This is a genomic window from Xanthomonas nasturtii (assembly GCF_001660815.1).
Lineage (GTDB): Bacteria > Pseudomonadota > Gammaproteobacteria > Xanthomonadales > Xanthomonadaceae > Xanthomonas > Xanthomonas nasturtii.
This window is the reverse complement of sequence record NZ_LYMI01000046.1, coordinates 1-22,158: the sequence shown is the minus strand read 5'-3', so window position 1 is coordinate 22,158 and position 22,158 is coordinate 1. Positions and strand designations below refer to the sequence as shown.

At 66.1% G+C, this 22,158-nt stretch carries 21 protein-coding genes; 5 read left to right on the top strand and 16 right to left on the bottom strand.

The annotated features are described in order from the left end of the window. Positions 1-126: 126 nt before the first annotated feature. The 6 genes from A7D16_RS16390 to rph form a co-directional block, all read right to left on the bottom strand. Positions 127-474, bottom strand: a complete 348-nt coding sequence (locus A7D16_RS16390; protein WP_064634302.1) for a PilZ domain-containing protein — start codon at positions 472-474, stop codon at positions 127-129. Further along, positions 471-2,894, bottom strand: a complete 2,424-nt coding sequence (locus A7D16_RS16385; RefSeq protein ID WP_064634300.1) for a DUF1631 domain-containing protein — start codon at positions 2,892-2,894, stop codon at positions 471-473. Before A7D16_RS16385 ends, A7D16_RS16390 begins: the two co-directional genes overlap by 4 nt. A 159-nt stretch (positions 2,895-3,053) precedes the next feature. Beyond that, entirely contained in the window at positions 3,054-4,211 is a 1,158-nt protein-coding gene (gene hemW / locus A7D16_RS16380) for a radical SAM family heme chaperone HemW (RefSeq protein ID WP_064634298.1), read from the bottom strand. Positions 4,212-4,225: 14 nt separating this feature from the next. After that, on the bottom strand, positions 4,226-4,825 hold the full coding sequence (gene rdgB / locus A7D16_RS16375; RefSeq protein ID WP_064634296.1) for an RdgB/HAM1 family non-canonical purine NTP pyrophosphatase: 600 nt from the start codon (positions 4,823-4,825) through the stop codon (positions 4,226-4,228). Beyond that, the gene (locus A7D16_RS16370; protein WP_064634294.1) at positions 4,822-5,214 is read right to left on the bottom strand and encodes a VOC family protein; all 393 of its coding nucleotides are present in this window, start codon (positions 5,212-5,214) and stop codon (positions 4,822-4,824) included. The genes rdgB and A7D16_RS16370 overlap by 4 nt, the downstream gene beginning before the upstream one ends. Next, complete coding sequence (rph, locus tag A7D16_RS16365; RefSeq protein WP_064634292.1) at positions 5,211-5,936, bottom strand: ribonuclease PH; 726 nt, start codon at positions 5,934-5,936, stop codon at positions 5,211-5,213. The genes A7D16_RS16370 and rph overlap by 4 nt, the downstream gene beginning before the upstream one ends. 109 nt (positions 5,937-6,045) lie before the next feature. On the opposite strand from rph, the gene A7D16_RS16360 reads away from it, so the two are divergent. The 3 genes from A7D16_RS16360 to rpoZ all read left to right on the top strand — a co-directional run bounded on the left by A7D16_RS16360 (position 6,046) and on the right by rpoZ (position 8,281). Beyond that, positions 6,046-6,906 (top strand): YicC/YloC family endoribonuclease, encoded by an 861-nt coding sequence (locus A7D16_RS16360; protein ID WP_064634290.1) that lies wholly within the window; start codon positions 6,046-6,048, stop codon positions 6,904-6,906. 150 nt (positions 6,907-7,056) lie between these two features. Continuing rightward, positions 7,057-7,668: a guanylate kinase gene (gmk, locus tag A7D16_RS16355; protein ID WP_064634288.1), complete on the top strand. Its 612-nt coding sequence runs from the start codon at positions 7,057-7,059 to the stop codon at positions 7,666-7,668. 313 nt (positions 7,669-7,981) lie between these two features. Beyond that, a complete protein-coding gene (gene rpoZ, locus A7D16_RS16350; RefSeq protein ID WP_002812428.1) occupies positions 7,982-8,281 on the top strand; it encodes a DNA-directed RNA polymerase subunit omega in 300 nt (99 codons plus the stop codon). A gap of 298 nt (positions 8,282-8,579) precedes the next feature. Here rpoZ and A7D16_RS16345 read toward each other — a convergent pair whose 3' ends face one another. The 9 genes from A7D16_RS16345 to A7D16_RS16305 all read right to left on the bottom strand — a co-directional run bounded on the left by A7D16_RS16345 (position 8,580) and on the right by A7D16_RS16305 (position 18,560). Next, positions 8,580-10,235, bottom strand: a complete 1,656-nt coding sequence (locus A7D16_RS16345; RefSeq protein WP_064634286.1) for an FGGY-family carbohydrate kinase — start codon at positions 10,233-10,235, stop codon at positions 8,580-8,582. A gap of 3 nt (positions 10,236-10,238) precedes the next feature. Beyond that, complete coding sequence (locus A7D16_RS16340) at positions 10,239-11,012, bottom strand: SDR family NAD(P)-dependent oxidoreductase (RefSeq protein ID WP_064634325.1); 774 nt, start codon at positions 11,010-11,012, stop codon at positions 10,239-10,241. Positions 11,013-11,099: 87 nt separating this feature from the next. Then, positions 11,100-12,119 (bottom strand): ABC transporter ATP-binding protein, encoded by a 1,020-nt coding sequence (locus A7D16_RS16335; protein ID WP_064634284.1) that lies wholly within the window; start codon positions 12,117-12,119, stop codon positions 11,100-11,102. A gap of 25 nt (positions 12,120-12,144) precedes the next feature. Continuing rightward, positions 12,145-12,975, bottom strand: coding sequence for a carbohydrate ABC transporter permease (locus A7D16_RS16330; RefSeq protein WP_064634282.1), 831 nt, complete (start codon positions 12,973-12,975; stop codon positions 12,145-12,147). 1 nt (position 12,976) lies between these two features. Beyond that, a complete protein-coding gene (locus A7D16_RS16325) occupies positions 12,977-13,846 on the bottom strand; it encodes a carbohydrate ABC transporter permease (protein WP_064634280.1) in 870 nt (289 codons plus the stop codon). Positions 13,847-13,948: 102 nt separating this feature from the next. After that, positions 13,949-15,244 (bottom strand): carbohydrate porin, encoded by a 1,296-nt coding sequence (locus A7D16_RS16320; RefSeq protein ID WP_082925822.1) that lies wholly within the window; start codon positions 15,242-15,244, stop codon positions 13,949-13,951. Positions 15,245-15,354: 110 nt separating this feature from the next. Continuing rightward, positions 15,355-16,698 (bottom strand): ABC transporter substrate-binding protein, encoded by a 1,344-nt coding sequence (locus tag A7D16_RS16315; RefSeq protein ID WP_095522429.1) that lies wholly within the window; start codon positions 16,696-16,698, stop codon positions 15,355-15,357. Between the two features lie 184 nt (positions 16,699-16,882). Then, positions 16,883-17,836, bottom strand: coding sequence for a sugar-binding transcriptional regulator (locus A7D16_RS16310; protein WP_005996784.1), 954 nt, complete (start codon positions 17,834-17,836; stop codon positions 16,883-16,885). Between the two features lie 25 nt (positions 17,837-17,861). Then, positions 17,862-18,560: an HAD family hydrolase gene (locus tag A7D16_RS16305; RefSeq protein WP_064634279.1), complete on the bottom strand. Its 699-nt coding sequence runs from the start codon at positions 18,558-18,560 to the stop codon at positions 17,862-17,864. 199 nt (positions 18,561-18,759) lie between these two features. Between A7D16_RS16305 and A7D16_RS16300 the strand changes: the two genes are divergently transcribed. Then, a complete protein-coding gene (locus A7D16_RS16300) occupies positions 18,760-20,931 on the top strand; it encodes a RelA/SpoT family protein (RefSeq protein ID WP_064634278.1) in 2,172 nt (723 codons plus the stop codon). 208 nt (positions 20,932-21,139) lie between these two features. Here A7D16_RS16300 and A7D16_RS16295 read toward each other — a convergent pair whose 3' ends face one another. Next, positions 21,140-21,442, bottom strand: a complete 303-nt coding sequence (locus A7D16_RS16295) for a LysR substrate-binding domain-containing protein (RefSeq protein ID WP_064634277.1) — start codon at positions 21,440-21,442, stop codon at positions 21,140-21,142. Positions 21,443-21,460: 18 nt separating this feature from the next. Here A7D16_RS16295 and A7D16_RS16290 point away from each other — a divergent pair, with 18 nt between their 5' ends. Further along, on the top strand, positions 21,461-21,793 hold the full coding sequence (locus A7D16_RS16290) for a UxaA family hydrolase (RefSeq protein WP_064634276.1): 333 nt from the start codon (positions 21,461-21,463) through the stop codon (positions 21,791-21,793). Positions 21,794-22,158 lie beyond the last annotated feature (365 nt).

Sequence of the window (22,158 nt, the reverse complement as noted above, 5' to 3'; positions counted from 1 at the left end):
AAAACTGCCACGCAGTCGTCGGGTGCATAACGACAGCGGCGCAGAGTGCCGTGCACGGGTAGTACGGAGCGCATCGAGCATCGGCCGCGCCCGCCTGGCGGCTGGGCAGTCGTGGTGGCGCTGCGCCTATCCGGTCATGTGTTCTTCGGCGATCCAGGCGCGCAGGCGTTGCCGGTGCGGTTCGGACATGCTCAGGAAGCGAACGCCGGCCCAGGCTTGCCCCGGCGCGTGCGCGGCTTCGGACCACAGCAGATGCACGCCGACATCGATCGCGGTGGCGCGGCCGACCCGCTCGGGCAGCGTGAAGCGCAACTGGTACAAGGCATCGTCGTGCAGCGGAACCGAGGCCAACAACAGCATGCCGGTTTCGGAGACATTGCCGACCCGGCCGATCTGCGCTTCGCTGAGCATGTCGATGACCGGCAGCAGGTCGGTCGGTTGCCGGCGCGGCGCGCGGCGGGTGTCCTGGATCATGGCTGGGCCTCGGCAACGGGCGACTGGCCGGCCAGGCTGCGCAGCGTGCGCACGGTGGCATGCCAGGCGCGATCGATCAGACGCGATTTTTCTTCGACCAATAGACGGGCCTGCCCACCGGCCATCAACCGCGCCAGGCTGTCCAGCGATTGCTCGCCCACCTTCTGCCCGCGCTGATTCACGAACAGCGCGTTGCCGGTCATCGGGCTGTACCAGGACAGCCGTTGCCGACGCTGGTCGCCTTGCTGGTTGATCACGAATTCGAACCAGGTGCCGAACGGCAGGCTGCGCAGCTGCGTATGGCACTCTTCTTCGGCCGGCGTGCGCGGCGTGGTCACCGGCTTGCGCGCCGCGCTTTCGCCCTGGTCGCCGAGCCGCGTGCGCGCCTTGAGCTTGGCGGCAAGCTCGGTGCGCGAGGTCACCGCGTCTTCGCCACCGGGCGTGGACAGCCGCCGCGCGATCGCCGCTGCCTCATCGTGGTGATACCCCACCTGCAGCAGTGCAGTTTCCACATCGGTGCCAAGGGCGATGTCGGTGGGCTGGCCCTTGCTGCGGCAGGTGACCTCGGCAATGCGCGCGGTCAGCGCCTGGCGCTCGTCCCATTCGGGCGACTGCTCGCCCTGCCGCAGCAAGGTCAGCGTGAGCACGTCCGACCAGGCCTGGCGCAGCAGCGATTGCACGAAGCGCGGCGGGGCGCTGTGTTCGCACAAGTGCTCGATGCGCGCGGCGGCCTGCTGCTTGGCCGATTCCAGCCGCTCTTTGCCGCGCGCGGCATCCACATGCCGCCGCTCGGCCACTTCGGCCTTGCGTGCGAGTGCGCGCAGATGCGTCTGGATGTCGTCGTTGGCCGCAGCGAACACGGCCTCGTCGCCTCGATAATCATTGACGATCTTGTCGACCGCGCTGCCCAGCTTGTGCAGCAACTGCGGGTCGACGTCGTCTTCGCCCAGCCAGACCGCGCCGGATTCGGCCACGGTGTTGAGCAATTCGCGCACCGGGTGCTGGTCGCGCACAAAAAAATGCGCATCGGCCAGCGCGGCACGTACCACCGGCACCTGCAATTTGGCCAGCAGCGCCTGCGCCGGGGTCTGCTCGCGCACCTCGCGCTGCACCTGCGCGTAGAGCAGGCCGAGCAGGTCGAAGGTGTCGTTGTCCTGCGGCGACAGCGCGGCATCCGGGCCGTGCTGGCTGCGCAGCAGCTCCAGCACCTGCCGCTGCACCGCATCGATGCCCGGTGCCTGTGGCGTCGCTGCCGCCTGCGCGGCATGCGCACCTTGCAGGCTGGCCAGCGCATCGCCGAGCGCTGCCTTGGGCACGGCAGCGACACTTTTCCACGGCGCCTGGGCTGCTGCGGCGAGCGAGGTCGGCGAGGGCGTCTGGCCGTTGCTGGCAGGCGTCCCTGCGCCTGTGTGGCCTGCGTGACCAGCCGCCTGCGACTGGCGTGCCGACGCCATCAGGCCGCCCAGCGCCTGCACCGCATCGTTGAGTGCCGGTGACATCGCCTGCCCGGGTGCAGCAAGCGCAAGCGCTGGTGCCACAGGGGCGGGGGCCAGCAAGGCGCTTTGCCATGCTGTGGGGGCGGACTGGCCTGCCCAGCCGGTGGCTGGCCGCGGCATCCGCGCGGACGCCGCATGTCGGTTGGTTGCCGCGGCGTGCGTGGGCGCGTGCGCCGATCCCGGCGGTGCACGCCGGGTCTGCACCTGCGTGGGCTTGACCAGGTACGGGTGATAGATCAGCCCCGGCAGGATCCCTTCCTGTTCGAGCAGGCTGTTGGCGCGCTCGAACAGATCGCCCAGGCGCTCCATCACCTGGCGCTCGAAGACCTTGTACAGCGTCAGCTGCCCATCCAGGCTCAGGCCCAACGTTTCGCCGCACTGCCGCAGGACGCGGCACAGCGCGTAGGGGCCAAGCGGCAGTTCTTCCAGCTCGAACTCGGGCACTGCGCCGATCACCGCCAGGCGTTGCGCCAGCAAATGCAGTGCATCGGCGCGGCGCGAGGTTTCGCGGCGCGCGATGTCGCTCAGCACGATGTCGCGATCGATATCGGTGTCTTCGACCAGGGTGAGCATCTGCAGCGGTGCGGCGGCATCGGTCAACGGCGTGAGCACCGGGCGTTCGCGCAGGCCGGCCAGCACCTGCGCCAGTTGCTGCAGAAACGCTTGCGGGAACCGATCGATGTGGTCGCGCAGGCCGCGCATCTGCGCGTAGGTTTCGGCCTGGATCTGGCTATTGCGTGCGTGTTCGGCCTGATGCAGCAGTTCGCGTTCCAGCGCGACCACGGTCAGCCGCAGCGGTCCACTGAGCACCTGCACGCATTGCGCGTGCAGCATGTCGAGCAGGCGCCGGCCGCGCGCGGACACTGGTGCATCGGCGATCGGGCCGCTGAGTGCGGGCTGCAGGGAAGAGGCGGGCGTGGACATCCGGGGGAGGTTGGCTCGGTTCGAAGCGTGAGCTATGTAGCATGTTTTTCAGCGGGGCGCGCGACAGTGGTGCGTGCGTGCGCATCCGCGTGCCGCTGTGCCATAGAGTGGCTAAGCGGGCGCGCTGCGCTGCCGGCTTACCGGCGACGTTGGGCGCGGCTAGCCCAGGAACAGCTCGACCACATCGTTGGTGAACCGGCGGCCCAGCTCGGTCGGCACCACGCGTTCGTCCTGCCGGGTCATCCAGCCTTGGGCCACTGCGCGCGCCAGCGGCAGCTCGATGGCCGCGGCCGCAAGGCCGGTGGATGCCTCGAAATCGCTCAGCCGGAAGCCTTCGTGCAGGCGCAGCAGGTTGAGCATGTATTCGAACGGCAGCCGCTCGCGCGGCACGACTTCATCGCCGCCAATCGATGCAGGCGTGCCGGCGCTGGCCAGATAGCTTTGCGGATGCTTGTGCTTCCAACGCCGCAGCACATGCTCTTGGGCACCGGAGCTGATCTTGCCGTGCGCACCCGCGCCAATGCCCAGGTAATCGCCGAAACGCCAGTAGTTGAGATTGTGCGCGCACTGCCGCCCCGGTTTGGCATACGCGCTCACTTCGTACTGTGCATAGCCGGCCTCGGCCAGCAGGCGTTGGCAGTGTTCCTGGATATCCCAGGCCGCATCGTCGTCGGGGATGCCCTTTGGCGGGCGGGCGAAGAACACCGTGTTCGGCTCCAGCGTGAGCTGGTAGTGCGACACGTGCGTGGGTCGCAGCGCAAACGCGCGCTCCAGATCGTGCTCGGCCTGCAGCAGCGTCTGTTCGGGCAACGCATACATCAGGTCGATATTGAAATTGTCGTAGCCGGCGTCCTGCGCCAGTTTGATCGCACGCTCGGCATCGGCGCTGTCGTGAATGCGCCCAAGCCGCTGCAGCGCCACGTCGTCGAAGGTCTGCACGCCGAAACTCAGGCGGTTCACGCCCGCGGCGCGGTAGTGTTCGAAACGGCCATGCTCGGCAGTGCCGGGATTGGTTTCCAGCGTGATTTCTAGATTCGGCGCGAAGCGCAGCCGCGCCGCAGCCGCTTGCAGAAAGCGGTCGATCGCCTCGGCCGGAAACAGGCTGGGGGTGCCGCCGCCGAAGAATACCGAATGCACCACGCGGCCCCACACCAGCGGCAGGTCTGCATCCAGGTCGCGGATCAGTGCATCTACGTACTCCTCGAACGGCAGCACGCCCTTGGCCGCATGCGAATTGAAATCGCAGTACGGGCATTTGCGCACGCACCAGGGCAGGTGCACGTAGAGCGACAGCGGCGGTGGGATCAGTTGGGGCATTGCGCTAGCGTGATTCACAACGCCAACGCATGCAGCTTGTGCTGCAGCGTGGCCAGGGCCACCGCGCGATGGCTGAGGCGGTTCTTCAAGGCGGAATCCATTTCCGCAGCGGTCAGGCCGTACACCGGATCCAGAAACACCGGGTTGTAGCCGAAGCCGCCATCGCCGCGCGGCTCGGTGGTGATCACGCCTTCCCAGCTGCCTTCGGCAATCAGCGGTTGCGGATCTTCCGGGTGACGCAGCAACACGATCACCGCGTAAAACCGCGCGCTGCGGCGATCCGCTGGTACATCGCGCATGGCGTCGAGCAACTTGGCATTGTTGGCCAGCGCATTGGTCGGGCTGCCGGCGTAGCGCGCGCTGTACAAGCCTGGCGCACCGCCGAGCGCATCGACGATCAAGCCCGAATCATCGGCCAGCGCCGGCAAGCCGGTCACCGCGCTGGCATGACGTGCCTTGATCAACGCGTTCTCGACGAAGGTCAGGCCGGTTTCCGGCACATCTTCCACACCCAGCTCGCCTTGCGCGACGATGCGCAGCGGCAAGGCGGCCAACATGGCGCGCAGTTCTTCCAGCTTGCCGGCGTTGCCGCTGGCCAGGACCAGGTGTTTCATTGCTTGGGCTCCAGCAGGTCCCACCTGGTGCCGTACAGATCGCGGAACACCACCACCGTGCCGTACGGCTCCTCGCGCGGGGTTTCCAGAAATTCCACACCGAAGGCCTGCATGGCCGCGTGGTCGCGCCAGAAGTCGTCGGTGTAGAGGAAATGATCCACCCGCCCACCGGTCTGGTCGCCGATGCGCGCACGTTGCGCAGCGTCGGCCGGTTGCGCGAGCAGCAGGCCGGCGTCTTGCGCAGTGCCGGGGCCGATCACCAGCCAGCGCTTGCCATCATCGAGCGGGCGGTCCTGCAGTACGTGGAAACCCAGTGCGCCGGTGTACCAGGCAATGGCCGCATCGTAATCGGCAACCAGCAAGGTGGTCAGGGCGATACGGCGGCTCATCCGGCCAGTGCGGCGCGTTGCAGCGCGAACAATTCGCCCATGCCTTTTTCGGCGAGTGCGAGCAGTGCGTTGAGTTCCTCGCGACGGAACGCGTGGCCTTCGGCGGTGCCCTGCAGCTCGATGAAGCCGCCGCCATCGTTCATCACCACATTCATGTCGGTATCGCAGTCGCTGTCTTCCGGGTAATCCAGATCCAGCACCGGTTCGCCGCGATAGATGCCCACCGACACCGCAGCCACCGCGCCGATCAGCGGGTGCTTCTTGATGTCGCCGCGCTTGAGCAGCAGGTTCACCGCATCGGCCAGCGCCACGTAAGCGCCGGTGATGGCGGCGGTGCGGGTGCCGCCATCGGCCTGCAGCACGTCGCAGTCCAGGGTGATGGTGCGCTCGCCCAGCGCATTGCGGTCCACGCAGGCGCGCAGTGCGCGGCCGATCAGGCGCTGGATTTCCAGCGTGCGCCCGCCCTGCTTGCCACGTGCGGCCTCGCGGTCGGAACGGGTGTGGGTGGAGCGCGGCAACATGCCGTATTCGGCGGTGACCCAGCCTTCGCCCTTGCCACGCAGGAAGCCCGGCACGCGGTTTTCCACGCTGGCGGTGCACAGCACGCGGGTGTCGCCGAAGCTCACCAGCACCGAGCCTTCGGCATGGCGGGTGAAGGCGCGTTCGATGCGCACCGGGCGCAGCTGGTCGGCCGTGCGGCCGCTGGGACGGGAAAAGGTCATGCGATGAGTCCGGAAGTCGGGAGGTGGGTCTGGCTTCAGTGCGCAGCGTGCAGGCAGCCGGCAAGGGCCGCTAGGGTACCATTCGCGCTTTGACGGCACGGGATTCACGATGATCCGAAGCATGACCGCGTTTGCTGGCGGCGAACGCATCACGCCCTGGGGCACGCTCGGTTGCGAGCTGCGCTCGGTCAACCATCGATTTTTGGAAGTGGGTACGCGCCTGCCCGAGGAATTGCGTGCGCTGGAGCCGTTGCTGCGTGAGCGCGTGGCAGCGAAGAACAGCCGCGGCAAACTGGATCTGACGCTGCGCCTGCGCGCGCCCGAAAACGCGCAGACGCTGGCGGTCAACGAAGCGTTGTTGCAGGAACTGGGCGCGCTGGCCACGCGGCTGGATGGCCTGTTTCCCAAGCTGCAGGTGGGCTTCACCGATTTGCTGCAACTGCCCGGCGTGCTGCAGGTGCAGGACGTGGACGCGCCCGCGCTGCAGGCGCAGGCGCTGGCCTTGCTGGACGAGGTGGTGGACAGCTTTGTCGCCGCACGCGAGCGCGAAGGCAGCAAGCTGGCCGAGGCGATCAGCGAGCGGGTGGATGCGATCGAACGCATTGCCGCCGAGGTGCGCATCCTGATTCCGGTGATCCGCGAAGGGCAGCGCGCCAAGTTGGCCGCACGCCTGGCCGATCTGCCGCATCCGGTGGAACCGGGCCGTGCCGAGCAGGAACTGGTGCTGTGGCTGCAGAAGCTCGACGTGGACGAGGAGCTGGACCGCCTGTCCAGCCACATCGCCGAAATCCGCCGCGTGCTCAAGCAGCGCGAGCCGGTCGGCCGCCGCCTGGACTTCCTGCTGCAGGAATTCAACCGCGAAGCCAACACCCTGGGCTCCAAATCGGTGGACAGCCGCACCTCCAATGCCGCCGTGGATCTGAAGGTGTTGATCGACCAGATCCGCGAGCAGGTGCAGAACATCGAGTAGCCGGGATTGGTGATTGGGGATTCGGAATTGGTCGACGGCAACCTCGCGTTTCAGCGGGCCGAAGCCAATCCCGGTAGCATGTCGACCCCGGTGGTACCGGTCCGCAGTTCGTTCGCGACATCCGACTCCCCAATCCCGAATCCCTGACCTATGCGCGGCACTCTCTATATCGTTGCGGCCCCCTCGGGCGCCGGCAAGAGCAGCATCGTCAACGCCACCCTGGCGCGCGACCCGAAGATCGCCTTGTCGATCTCCTTCACCTCGCGCGCGCCGCGGCCGGGCGAGCGGCATGCCGAGCACTACCATTTCGTCTCCGCCGACGAGTTCCAGGGCATGATCGAGGCGGGCGATTTCTTCGAATACGCGCTGGTGCATGGCGACTGGAAAGGCACCGCGCGGCAGTCGGTGGAGCCGCAGCTGGCTGCCGGTCACGACGTGCTGCTGGAGATCGACTGGCAGGGCGCGCGCCAGGTGCGTCAGAAAGTGCCCGATGCGGTGAGCGTGTTCATCCTGCCGCCCTCGCGCCAGGCGCTGGACGAGCGCATGCGCAAGCGTGGGCAGGACAGCGAGGACGTGATGGCGCAACGCCTGGCTGCCGCCCGCGAAGAAATGCTGCATTTCGAAGAGTTCGATTACGTGATCATCAACGAGACCTTCGACACCGCGGTCTCGGAGATGTGCGCCATCTTCACCGCCAGCCGGTTGCGTCGGCAGGCACAGCAACAGCGGCGCGCCGGGTTGATCCAGGCGCTGCTGGACTGAGCTCGTCGTCTCTGCTTGCAGGCGCGTGATGCTCGATGTCTGCGCGCTTGCTCCGACGCCAACGCCGTGCAGTGTGGTGATCTGCCGGCGTAGCGGTGTGGACTGCGCGGATGGCGGCTGATCGGCTCACAGCCGGGTATGCAAGGGATGTTCTGCGCACCCGGACGGACGTGCGGGTGGGTAGACTCGGCCCAAGTTGCTGATTTCAAAGTAAACTGAACGCTCGCTGGTTGCCCGGCCAGCGGCGGCGGCGTACACTCCGCCCCCTTTCCCTCATTCGATGCGCGGCCGTTGCTGGTCGCCGGGAGCCCGCATGGCCCGCATTACCGTAGAAGATTGCCTGGAAGTCGTGAACAACCGTTTCGAGCTGGTCATGATGGCCTCCAAGCGCGCCCGTCAGCTCGCCAACGGCGTACAGCCGCTGATCGAAAACGCCGATGCCAGCGACAAGCCCACCGTGATGGCACTGCGCGAGATCGCCGCACGCCGGATCGACAACGCGCTGATCGACGAAGTCGAAAAGGCCGAACGCGAGCGTGCCGAGCGCGAAGCGCTGGAATGGGCCGCCGCCGAAGTGGTGGCCGACGAAGACATGTCCAAGAACGACGACTGATCGCCACCCGCCGAAGTGGTGGCCGACGCTATCCGGACAGCCCGCCTTGTGCGGGCTGTTTGCGTTTTGAGGCATGGCGCATGCGGCAGGATGACTGTGGCGCGGTGAGACGAGTTTGGACCTCGCGCGCTGCGCTGCCGTGTGGCGTGCATGCTGCGCGCCGCACGTTCCGTCCACCGCTGCCCGCGACGATGCGCTTATCGACGTCGATGCAGTGCAGCCAACCGACCCGCGCGCTGGTCGTCAGACCGACGCCAACAACGCACGTGCTTACCGCGCGCGCCGCTGGCGTCAGCAGTCATTCTTTGCCGGCGCCTTCCATCGTGCGGCGCAGCTGCCGATCCAGCGCCTGCATGGCCTGGTATCCGCGCCGCTTTGCGGCATGCAAGCGTGCGATGTCTTCCGGCGTTGCCGCGGTACTCGCGCCCAGGCCGCTCATCGCCGACATCGCCGCGGGCAGGTCGCCGAATCCGCCGCTGGCCACCGCGGCCAGCATCGCGCTGCCCAGCAGCACCGGTTCGGCGGTGGCAGCGACCTGCACCGGCACGCCACAGGCATCGGCCATCAATTGGCGGACCAGGCGGCTGTGGCTGGCGCCGCCACTCATGATCACGCTGTCGAACCTGACGCCCTGCGCGCGCAGCGCATCGATGATCTCGGCCAGCCCGTAGCCCAGGCCGCAGATGCCGGCCACGTACAGCGCTTCCAGGCCTTGCAGATCGTGATCGATGGTCAGCCCGGCGATCATCGCGCGCGCGTTGGGGTCGGCATCGGGCGAACGGTTGCCCAGATAGTCCGGCAGCACATGCAGCCGGCGCGCCAGCACGGCGGCCTGGGACGCGCTGCCCACGCGCGCCAGCACGCGCTCTTCCAGCCACTGCAGCACATCCTGGCCTGCGGCGGCCGCCTGTGCCTGGGCGTCGGCATAGCCCGGGTGCGAGCGCACCAGGGTGTCGATTGCCACGCCGGCGGCGGATTGGCCGCCTTCGTTGAGCCATAGCCCTGGAACCAGTGCGGAGCCGTAAGGCCCCCAGACGCCGGGCGTGAAGCACGGCGTCTGCGTGCTGGCCAACACGCAGGCCGAGGTGCCGAAGATATACGCCAACCGTGCGGTGAGCGGCATCGGCTGGCCATCTGCGGACGGGCTGGCGAGCGTGCCGATGGCACCGGCGTGGGCATCGATCAACGCTGCGCCCACCGCCGTACCCGCACGCAGGCCCAACTCTTCCGCGGCGCGCGCCGTCAGCCCCTGGCCCAGCGCGGTGCCAGGCGGCACCACGCTGCTACCGATCCGTGCGGCCGCGTCGTCCAGCAGGTCGCCCAGGCCGATGCGTTCGAAATAACGCCGGCTCCAGCCCCCTTCGTGCTGCACGTAGGTCCATTTGCAGGTCACCGTGCATAGCGAACGGTCTGTGCTGTCGGTGGCGCGCCAGCTCAACCAGTCGGCCAGGTCGAAGAAATGCGCGGCACGTGTGTAGCTGTCGGGCAGATGCTGCTTGAGCCACAGCAGCTTGGGGGTCTGCATTTCCGGCGAGATCTGCCCGCCGACATAGCGCAGCACCGGCTCGTCGGTGGCGTTGATGTGCGCGGCCTGGGCAATGGCGCGGTGGTCCATCCATACGATGACGTCGCGCTCGGCCTGGCCGCTGGGGCTGATGCACACCGGCCCGCCGTCGGCGGCCACCGCCACCAGCGAGCAAGTGGCATCGAAGCCGATGCCGGCCACCTGCGCAGCGTCCACACCAGTGTGCGCCAGCGCGGCGCGGATCGCCTGCACGCAGGCCTGCCAGATGTCTGTCGACGATTGTTCGACCATCTCGCCGGGCAGGTACCAGGTCTGGATGGGGTGGCGCGCGGTGCCGAGCAATTGGCCGCGCGCGTCGAACAGCCCGGCGCGGGCGCTGCCGGTGCCCACGTCCACGCCGATGTAGATTGCCTCGTTGGTCGGTTGCATGGTTTACCAGCAGGTATAGCCGCCGTCGGCCAGCACGATGCTACCGGTCATCAGGCTGGCGGCGGGGGAGGCCAGAAACAGCGCCACCGAAGCGATTTCTTCCACTTCGCCCAGCCGCCCCATCGGCGTGCCGCCGATCCAGGCGTCGTACATCGCCGGGTCTTCCTTGACGAAGGCATTCAGTGGCGTGGCGATGTAGGTCGGCGCAACTGCATTGACGCGCACGCCGCGTGCGCCCCATTCGGCGGCCAGCGATTTGGTCAGGTGATGCACCGCCGCCTTGGAGGCGTTGTAGTAAGCCTGCGCCTGCGGCTTGTTGACGATGAAGCCGGACATCGAGCCGACGTTGACGATCACGCCGTCGCCGCTGTCCAGCATGTGCTTGCCGAACGCGCGGCAGCACCAGAAGGTGCCATTGAGGTTGACGTCGATGACATTGAGCCAGTGCTCGTCGGTGACCGTTTCGGCCGGGGTCTGGCTACGCGCGATGCCGGCGTTGTTGACCAGGATGTCGACCTTGCCGAACTGGGCGTTCAATGCATCGGCCACGCTGGTAACGCGTGCCGAATCGGTGACGTCCATCTGCACGATCTGCGCATCCAGGCCCTTGCTGCGCAGGGTGGCCAGGCCTTGCTCGGCCACAGCGCCATCGTGATCGGCAATGACCACCTTGGCACCGGCTTCGGCCAGCGCTTCGCAAATCGCCAGGCCGATCGCACGGCCGCCACCGGTGACGACCGCCACGCGGCCATCGAGTTTGAACTTGTCCAGATACATCGGCATATCTCCTGCTGGTCTTGATCGTGGGGGAGGAAGCGAAAACGGGGAGGAGTACATGGGAGGAACAACGAGGCAGTGGCGCGCTCAGCGCATGGCCTGTTGCTGCGCGTCGAAGCGGTGCAGATGCTGCGGGTCGGGGATCAGGGTCACCGTCTCGCCAACGTGCACGCGCAGATCGCCGGTGCAGCGCGCATCGATCGTGCCCACGCCGGGGATCGCCACGTAGACGAAGGTGTCGCTACCCAGATGCTCGGCCTGGATCACGCTGCCCTGCCAGGCATCGCCGCTGCCGGGTGCGGGGTTGCCGCGCTGCACGGCGATATGTTCCGGGCGCACCCCGAGCGTGACTGCGCCATGGCGCACGGCCACCTCGCCCTGCAACAGATTCATGCGCGGCGAGCCGATGAAGCCGGCCACGAACACGTTGGCAGGGCGCTCGTACAACTCCAGCGGCGTGCCCACCTGCTCGATGCGTCCGGCCTGCAGCACCACGATCTCGTCGGCCATGGTCATCGCTTCGACCTGGTCGTGGGTGACGTACACCGCGGTGGTCTTGAGCTGCTTCTGCAGGCGCGTGACTTCCAGGCGCATCTGGACGCGCAGGGCGGCATCCAGGTTGGACAGCGGCTCGTCGAACAGGAAGCCCTTTGGCTCGCGCACGATGGCGCGGCCGATCGCCACGCGCTGGCGCTGGCCGCCGGACAACTGCCCGGGTTTGCGGTCCAGATAATCGGTGAGGTTGAGCACCGTGGCGGCCTGCGCCACGCGCCGCTCGATCTCGGCACTGGGTACGCGCGCCATCTTCAGGCCGAAGGCGATGTTCTTGCGCACGCTCATGTGCGGATACAGCGCGTATGACTGAAACACCATCGACAATCCACGCTTGGCCGGCGCCAGGCCGGTCACGTCCTGGCCATCGATGAGGATGCGCCCGCCACTGACGTCTTCCAGCCCGGCGATCAAGCGCAATAACGTGGTCTTGCCGCAGCCGGACGGGCCCACGAAGACCACGAACTTGCCATCGTCGATCTCCAGATCCGCGCCGTGGATGACCTGGGTATCGTCGAAGGATTTGCTGACACCTTGCAGCGTGATGCGTCCCATGAACCACCTATCAAAGTTGAGTGAGCTACTTCACCGCGCCGAAGGTGAGCCCGCGCACGAGCTGCTTCTGGCAGAACCAGCCCAGCACCAGGATCGGTGCGATGGCCATCGTCGAGGCGGCCGACAACTTGGCCCAGAACAGGCCTTCCGGGCTCGAGTACGAGGCGATGAACGCGGTCAACGGCGAGGCCTGCGACGAGGACAGATTCAACGACCAGAACGCCTCGTTCCAGGCCAGGATCACGTTGAGCAGCAGCGAAGACGCGATGCCGGGCACTGCCATCGGCGCCAGGATGTAAAGGATCTCCTTGCCGATGGTGGCGCCATCCATGCGCGCCGCTTCCAGGATGTCCTTGGGGATGTCCTTGAAGTAGTTGAACAACATCCAGACCATGATCGGCAGGTTGCTCAGGCAAAGCACGATGATCAGGCCCAGCTGCGTATCCAGCAGCCCGGAATCGCGGTACAGCAGATAGATCGGCACCAGCACGCCCACCGGCGGCAGCATCTTGGTGGACAACATCCACAACAGGATGCCGCGCGTGCGCTTGGTCGGCGAGAACGCCATCGACCATGCAGCAGGGATGGCGATGACAAGCGCGATCAGGGTCGACCCCACCGACACCGCCACCGAATTCCAGGCATGCGCGAAGTAGTCGCTGCGGCCCTGCACGGCGATGTAATTCTCCAGTGTCCAATGGAAGAACACGAAGCTGGGCGGGCTGGAAAACGCATCGACTTCGGTCTTGAAGCTGGTCAGCAGCATCCACAGGATCGGGAAGAAGATCACCCCGCCGACCACCCATGCGGCAACCGTGGTGACGAGTATCTGCAGCGTGGGAGTACGACGTGCCATCTCAGGTCTCCAGGTTCTTGCCGACGATGCGCACCAGGAAGATGGCCGCGATATTGGCCAGCACCACGGCGATCAATCCGCCTGCCGAGGCGGCACCCACGTCGTACTGCAGCAGTGCCTGCGAATAGATCAGGTACGCCAGGTTGGTGGTCTGCAGGCCGGGCCCGCCGCCGGTGGTGACGTAGATCTCCACGAACACGGTGAGCAGGAAGATGGTTTCGATCAGCACCACGATGGTCAGTGGGCGCGCCAGATGCGGCAGGGTCAGATGGAAGAAGCGATCGAACGCGCCGGCGCCGTCCATCAGCGCGGCTTCCTGTTGTTCTTCATCCAGTGACTGCAGTGCGGTCAGCAGGATCAGCACCGCAAACGGCAACCATTGCCAGGCCACGATGACGATGATGGAAAACATCGGGTACTGGGTGAACCAGTCGATCGGCGTCAGCCCAACGCTTTGCCAAAGCCACGCCAGCAATCCGGACACCGGATGCATCAGCAGGTTCTTCCAGATCAGCGCGCTCACCGTCGGCATCACGAAGAACGGCGCGATCAACAGCAAGCGCACGATGCGGCGGCCCACGAATACCTGATCCAGCAGCAATGCGATCAGCACGCCGAACACCGCAGTGATCGCCAGTACCGACCCGACCAGCAACAGGGTATTGCCCAACGACGACATGAACGCCGGGTTGCCCAGAAAGTAGCGGTAGTTGCCCAGTCCGACGAAAGTCTTTTCCGGGGTGAGCAGGTTGTAGTTCAACGTGGAAAACCACACCGTCATCGCCAGCGGCACGATCATCCAGGCCAGCAGCAGCACGATCGACGGGGCGATCAGAAACCGTGCGAGTTTTTGCGTTTGGTGCGTAGCCATCGGCAAGGTCCAGGGTGGAGGCAGGCAGCGCGCCTGCAATGCATGGCAGTGGCCGCATGCGTCGACGCAGAGGGACGCGTCGACCGCACGGCCGGTGGTGCGTCAGAAGTTCAGGCTGACCTGCAGGCCCCAAATGGTGGCGTTGTCGCCATCCAGCCCACCCGGATGGCGGATGTACTGCACGCTGGGCATGACTTCGATCCCGCGGCTGACGGCGATGTTGTAATTGAACTCGATGGGGTATTCGTAGCGCTGCACGCCAATGGCCGTCGTGCCTGTGGGCAAGCGTTGGTTGTAGCGGGTTTGCGCCGTGCGCAATGAATTGCTGAGCGCATTGCGGCCCACGGCCACGCCAACGCGGTCGTTGGGTCGCGCAGCGGACAGACCTTTCCAGAACCCGCCGATCGCCAGCACCTGGCCTACGGTGCTGACCTCGTCATCGGCGTCGATGATGCTTGCAAACAGCCGCAAACCGCCTCCGGCACCATTGCTGGTGACCTGTTGTTCGAAATTGGCGTAGAACGCACGGTCGGTGTCGTGCAGCGCGGCCGGATCGGTGCCGAGGCTGGTCGGCACGCCCGAGCGGGTATAGACGCGCAGCTGATCGTTGCTGTTGCGGGTTGCACCGATGCGGTAGTCGCCATCGATCCCGTTGCCGTAGTCGGGTTTGTACTCCACTTCGGCGACGATCATGGTGCCGTGGTCGTCGCCGGATGTGCCGAGCTTGAGGCCCTGGTCGGTTGACCGGTTTTGCGGGTTGGCGTCGTAGCCGCCCACGCGGAAAAACCAGCGTTTGTCCGGGCTGAACGTGGCCACGCCACCCCAGGCGCTGAGCGGGTCGCCATACCAGTTGTTGCTGATGTAGTTGGACGAGCCGCCGCTGCAGAAGGTCAGGTGCTGGTAGTTGCAGTTCAGCGCGAAGAAATCGGCGCTGGGATACAGGCGGCCGGCCTTCAGGGTCAGCCTGTCGTCGAACAGGCGTTGGGTCAGCGAGAACTGGGTCAGGCGTGTGACATCGCCGCGCCCGAAGATCTGCTGCGACTGCAACAGCGTGGGGATGCCGGCGGTGTTGTTGATCAACTCCCCGTTGCGATTGGTGATCTCCAGCTTGAAATCGGCGCCGGACCAGCCCCATAGCCGGTCCAGGTCGAAGTAGCCGCCCAGGAAGAATTGATCGGCATAGGCAGTGCGCTCGCGCAGCCCGCCGGAGGTGTTGTGGGCGGTCTGGCTGAAGTGCGCCATTTTGAACTGGATGCCGTCATCGGCCAGCTGGCTGCGCAGGCCGCCCCAGTCGCCGCCAATATGCTTGTCCGGGTCGAATGCCTGGGCGCTGGCCTGCATGCAGGCCAGACCGGCGAGCACCAGCGTCAGCGCAGGTGTGGTGTGCCTGATCTTCATCGATTGCCTCGTGGAGTAGATGCGGCGCCGTGACGCCGGAGCATGTCTGTGGCCAGGGATGGGCCGGGCAGGGTGCCCGGGCCCTCGAACCTGCACGTTGCGCCCTGCAGCTAGCGTTTGGGGTAGCCGGCCCGCTGCATCTCGCGCTCGGTCGCTGCCTGCGCATTCTTCAATGCTTCATCCACGCTGATCGAGCCGGTGAGCGCCGCGGAAAACTGCTGGCCCACGGTGGTGCCGATCGACTGGAACTCGGGGATGGCCGCGTACTGCACGCCGACATACGGCACCGGCTTGACCGTGGGGTGATGGGTGTCGGCGCCCTGGATGGCAGTCAGCGTCTGCTTGGCGAAGGGTGCGGCCTTGAGGTACTCGGCCGTGGTGTACAGCGACTGGCGCGTCCCCGGCGGCACATTGCCCCAGCCTTCCTTGCCGGCCACCAGCTCGGTGTAGTGCTTGCTGGTGGCCCAGGCGATGAAGGCCTGCGCCTTGTCGGCCTTTTTGGAGCTGGCCGGGATGGCCAGATTCCAGGCCCACAGCCAGCCGGTGGTCTTGCCCTTGCCCGCATCCGGCGCCGCAGCAAAGCCGACCTTGTCCGAGACCTTGGATTCGCTCGGATTACTGATGAACGATGCGGCCACCGTGGCATCGACCCACATTGCGCACTTGCCTGCGGTGAACAACGCAAGGTTCTCGTTGAAGCCGTTGGACGCGGCGCCCGGCGGGCCGGCCTGCTTCATGACATCCACATAGGTCTGCAGGGCGGCTTTCCATTCCGGCTGGTCGAACTGCGGCTTCCACTGTTCGTCGAACCAGCGCGCACCGAAGGCATTGCCCATCGCACTGATCAAGGCCATGTTCTCGCCCCAGCCGGCCTTGCCGCGCAGGCAGATGCCGTAGATGCCGGCCTGCTTGTCGGTCATCTTGCGGGCGGCCTCGGCCACGAAGCTCCACGACGGCTGCGCCGGCATGCTCAAGCCGGCCTTTTGCAGCAGGTCGGTGCGGTACATCAGCATCGAGCCTTCGGCGTAGAACGGGGCGGCATACAGCTGGCCGTTGTGACTGGCCGCATCACGGATCTGCGGGATCAGATCGTCCACCTGATAGTCCGCATCGAACGTGAGCGGCTTGAGCCAGCCGCGCTCGGCCCAGATCGGCACCTCGTAGGTACCGATGGTCAGTACATCGAACTGGCCGCCCTTGGTGGCGATGTCGGTGGTGACGCGCTGGCGGAGCACGTTCTCTTCCAGGGTGACCCATTCGAGCTTGATCTGCGGATGGGTGGCGGTGAAATCCGAGGTCAACTTCTGCATGCGGATCATGTCGCCGTTGTTGACCGTGGCGATCACCAGGGTGTCTGGCTTGGACGCAGCGCCGCTGTTGCTCGCGCCGCCGCCGCATGCCGCCAGTGCTGCACTCAGTCCCGCGCAGATCAGGGTCTTGATCGAAGTGTTCATACCGGTGCCTCAGCTTGAGGTTGGTTGAGCAAATGCCCGTGTGGTGCGCATATGCCCACGACCTCGCCGCGCTGTAAAGCACTTTCGATCTTGCAGCGCAGCATCGCAGCGCACGCCAAAGCGCCCGCAATCGCCGGGAAATTTCAGCAATGAACTGCGATCGAGCCCGCCGCGATGGCACCGCTCAGCTGGCGAGCAAGGCCTTGGCGGTGTGCTCGTCGGTGATCAGACCGTTGAGGATGCGGCCCTTCAGCGCGGCCTTGATCGGACCCACCTTGGCGTTGCCCACGGCTACGCCGATCGACAGGCTGGTTGCCGGCACCGGGTGCGGCACGCTGGTCAACCGCAGGTTGGTGCCTGCATCGATGATGTCGCCGGCTGCGGTGAGCGCCCAGCCGATCACTTCGCCCACCGCACCCAGCCGGATCAGGTCCAGCAGTTCGGTGCGGCTGATGAAACCATCCACATGCAGGGGCGCGGTTTGATCGAGCTGGCCAACACCGACCAGGCGCAGGTCGGCCTTTGCGGCGATCGCGCGGACCCGGCGCACTGCTTCGATCCCCAACAGCGTTTCGCGTTCTTCCTGCGAGGACAGAAACACCGGCAGCGGCATCGGGTAGTGCTGCGCACCGGTCAGGTCGGCCAGCCGCGCCACTGCATCGAACGGGCTGGCGGAGCCGTCCGGGGAAATGTTGCCGACCAGCGACACCAACTGATGATTGCGCGTCTGCATCGCAGGAATGCGCTCCACCGCCGCACGCATGGCGCGGCCGGTACCGATGCCGATGATGCTCGGGGTGTCGCTGCGCAGGGTGGATTCCAGCAGCGCCGCGGCACGTTCGGCGACCCCGGTGACCAGGTGCGGGTCGGCCGGATCTGTGGGCGCGACCTCGCAATAGCGCATGCCGAAACGGTCTTGCAGCTGCGCGGCCAGATCCATGCAGGCGGCGATCGGATGTTCCAGCCGGAAGGTGATCAACCGCTGGCTCAGGCACAACGACACCAGGCGCTGCGCGGTGGCGCGCGAGACCTTGAGCTTGCGTGCGATCTCGTCCTGGGTGTTGCCGGCGATGTAGTACAGCCAGCCCGCTCTGGCTGCGGCATCGAGTCGGCTGGTGTCGTTATCGGGGTTGGCCATCGTCACATCTGTCTGCGTGGAAGTCTCAGCCTAACGTAGTGCCCAGGCGCTTGGTGCCGATGGCGCCAAGTGCGGCGGCCACGGCCGGCATGTCTGCAAACACCTGCGATGCGCCTGCGGCAGCGAGCAGCGCAGCGGCGGCAGCAGTGGCGCGGTGATGACCGCCGCCGGTGAATCCCCAGACCTGCATCCCGGCCGCGCATGCGGCCTGCACGCCGCTCGGGCTGTCTTCGATCACCAGGCAGGAGGCAGGGGCCGCGTGCATGCGTGCGGCGGCGAGCAGGAACAGGTCCGGCGCGGGCTTGCCACGGGCGACCAGCTCGGCGGTGTAGATATGCGCGCGGAAATGACCCGCCAGGCCGGTGACCTGCAGGCACAGGCGCACCCGCTCCAGATGGCTGGAGGAGGCAACACACCGTGGTGTCTGCACTGTGTCCAGCAGCGCGGCCACGCCCGGCATCGGCTGCAATTCTGTGCCTACGCGGGCCAGTAACGCGGCAGTGAGGTCGCGCTCGAAGGTGTCCGGCAGCGTGCGACCCAGCGTCTGCACATGCGCGCGCACGCTGCCCAGGCTGCGCCCGAGAAAGTGCTGCTGGACGCCGCCGATGTCGATATCCACGCCGTGTTGTTGCAGTGCCTGGGCCAGAACCGCGCAAGCCAACGGCTCGCTGTCGACCAGCACGCCGTCGCAGTCGAAGATCAGCAGGTCGGGCGGAGCGTGCATGGGCGAATCCCAGGAGCGATGCGGGCCCGAGTGTATCAATTCGGGCAAATGCCGCTACGCTGGGCAAAATTGCAGGGGCGTTCAGAGTGGCCGTTGCGTCCGGCGTGAGGGGGGAGCGCTGTGCCCGATGAAAGGCCGCCGGCCTGCCAGGCACGCATGCCGCGTTGCCGCAAACCGGCCACTGGCATAGTCTTCGCGCATGAACCCAGGCCCCACTGCCCAGGCGACCGTCGTGACGTCTCCGTCTTCCGACCAGGCCATCCCCGACTACGTCCTGCACCTCGAACGCGCCGCCAGCTACCTGCCCAAGGAGCAGCTGCCGATCTTGCGCCGTGCCTGGGAAGTGGGCGCCATGGCGCATGCCGGCCAGACCCGCAAGTCCGGCGAGCCCTACATCACCCATCCGGTGGCCGTGGCCGGCGTGCTTGCCGAGCTGGGCCTGGACATGGAATCGCTGATCGCCGCGATCCTGCACGACACCATCGAAGACACCCCGCTGACGCGCGAAGAGCTGGCGTCCGAATTCGGCGAAGCGGTGGCCGAGCTGGTCGATGGCGTGACCAAGCTGGACAAGCTCAAGTTCCGCGACCGCCAGGAAGCGGCGGCGGAGAGTTTCCGCAAGATGCTGCTGGCGATGTCGCGCGACCTGCGCGTGATCATGATCAAACTGGCCGACCGCCTGCACAACATGCGCACGCTCGGCGCGCAGAGCACCGAAGCGCGTGGCCGTATCGCACGCGAGACGCTGGAGATCTACGCACCCATCGCCCAGCGCCTGGGCATGAGCCTGATCAAGTCCGAGCTGCAGAATCTGGGCTTCCGTGCGTTGTACCCGTGGCGCCACGCCATCCTCGAGAAACACATCCGCAGCCAGCCGGTGGTGCGGCGCGAATCGATGGCGCAGGTGGAAGTGCAGCTGAGCCAGCGCCTGGCCAAGGAAGGGCTGGAACATCGTCTGGTCAGCCGCATCAAGACGCCCTGGAGCATCTATTCCAAGATGCACGAAGAGAACAAATCCTTCGACCAGGTGATGGATGTGTTCGGCTTCCGCCTGGTGGTGCGTTCGGTGGCCGATTGCTACCACGCCCTCGGTGCGGTGCATGCCAGCTTCAAGCCGCTGGATGGGCGCTTCCGCGATTTCATCGCGATCCCGAAGGCCAACGGCTACCAGTCGTTGCACACGGTGTTGTTCGGCCCCTACGGCTCGCCGATCGAAGTGCAGATACGCACCGAAGAAATGGACCTGATCGCCGAACGCGGCGTGGCCGCACATTGGACTTACAAGGCGGGCTCAACCTCGCCCAACAGTGCGCAGAGCCGCGCGCACGACTGGATCGTGGGGTTGATCGACTCGCAGCGCGCCGCCGGCTCGTCGCTGGAGTTTCTGGACAACGTCAAGGTCGACCTGTTCCCGGACGAGGTCTATCTGTTCACGCCCAAGGGCAAGATTCTGGCGCTGCCGCGCAATTCCACTGCGCTGGATTTCGCCTACGCGGTGCATACCGACGTGGGTAACCGCGCGGTGGCTTCGCGTGTGGACAAGAAGCTGGTGCCGCTGCGCACCAAGCTGGTCAGCGGGCAGGCGGTGGAAATCATCACCGCGCGCTCGGCCACGCCCAAGCCGCAGTGGCTGGAATTTGTGGTCAGCAGCAAGGCGCGCACCGCGATCCGCCACCAGCTCAAGCAGCTCGAGCACGAAGATGCCGTGCAGCTGGGCCATCGCATGCTCGATCGCGCGCTGGAAGCGATGGACTCCTCGCTGGAACGGCTGCCCAAGGGGCGTCTGGACGCTTTCCTCAACGAGCACCGCTACCCGCGTCTGGAAGCGCTGCTGGCCGATGTGGCGCTGGGCAACTGGATGCCCAATCAGGCCGCGCAGGCGTTGATGGCCTACGCTGAATTGCGTGGTGGCGGCCATTCCAAGCACTCGCACGAAAAGATCCTGATCGACGGCAGCGAACGCGGCGTGATCAGTTTCGCCAACTGTTGTCAGCCGATTCCCGGCGACGAAATCATGGGCTACCACACCGCCGGCAAAGGCATCGTGGTGCACCGCCTGGACTGCCCGAACCTGGCCGAGCTGCGCAAATCGCCCGAGCGCTGGGTGCCGATCGATTGGGACTCCAACGTCACCGGCGATTACGACACCGCGCTGGTGGTGGAAGTGGAAAACCGCACCGGCGTGCTGGCGCAGCTGGCTGCGGCGATCGCGCAAAGCAAATCCAATATCGAACGCGTGGACTACCTGGACCGCGATTTCAATGCGGCCGTCTTGCGTTTCAACATCCAGGTGCGCGACCGCCGCCATCTGGCTGAAGTGATGCGCCGGCTGCGCCGCCTGCATGTGGTGCAGAGCGTAGGGCGGCAGTAGGAACGCCGCAGAGGCGCGGCTCCCACACGCCCGTTGCTGCCAGCAGAGTGCGGATGCTCGCCGCTTCGGAAGGTGTGGCGGGCATGCCGCAGCGGATGCGGGCCCCGGCGGCCGGCTGCACGATTCCCCCGCTGCACGATTCCAGGCAAGGCCGGTCATTGCGCCATGGCGTGCCACCTGGCGCGGGCGCACGGCTTGATGCTGGCCCTCAGGCGACCAAACGACGCAGCGCGGGGTTGTCGTTGTCCTGCTTCCACACCAGGTGCAGCTCCACCGGCGTGGCAGGGGTTTCATCGCGCAGCGGCAGGTAGACGATGCCGGCGTAGCGCAAGCCGCTGGCGCCTTCTGGCACGAGTGCCATGCCCATGCCGGCGCGCACCAGCGCCGGCACCGGATGGATCTGGCTGACGTATTGCACCGAGCGCGGTGCGATGCCACGTGCGCCGAACAGCTGCGCCAGCAGGTCATAGAAATAGCGCGCTTCGTCGGGCGCGTAAGGCGAGCGGGTCAAAGGACACGGCCTGCAGTATTGCGCCACCCGGCCAGCGACTTTGTCTGCGGCACCCTGCAGGTGGCGGCCGGCATGAACCTGCATGTGTTCACCACCGGGCGCGGCACGCCTTACGGCCTGGGCATGGTCCCGGTGATCAAGGTCGCCACCCGCAGCGAACTGGCGCAACGCTGGTCCGACCTGATGGACATCGATGTCGGCAGCGTAGCCACCGGTGACAAGACGCTGGAGCAGCTGGGTTGGGAGGTGTTCCAACGCTATCTGGATGTGGCCAGCGGCCAGCGCACCTGGACCGAACACCACCGCCTGCACAACGATCTGGCTTTGTTCAATCCGGCGCCGATTACCTAGTCCTGGCCCTCTCACGGGAGAAGGCGCGCCTCCCTTCTCCCATCGGGACATTGTCCCCCCTTCATGGGGAAGAAGGTGCCCCGAAGGGGCGGATGAGGGTACGTGCGCAGCCTCACGCACGACGTCACAAGCGTCCAGCAGCGCACACCTGCAGCCTCACTGAAGCCATGGCGCGCAAGCGAAAGCCAGCCGCAACCACTACCACGGCAAGACGCCCATTGCACCGAGCAGCGCGCCGCTAGTGCACTGAATCCGAGGAATCGGATGTGATGCGTCGAGTTGGATCAGCGAAGGTCCATTTCAGCGGTTTTGGGTTTTTGTTGTACTGGCGGATGTAGCGCATGAGCTTCTTATCGAGGTCTTTG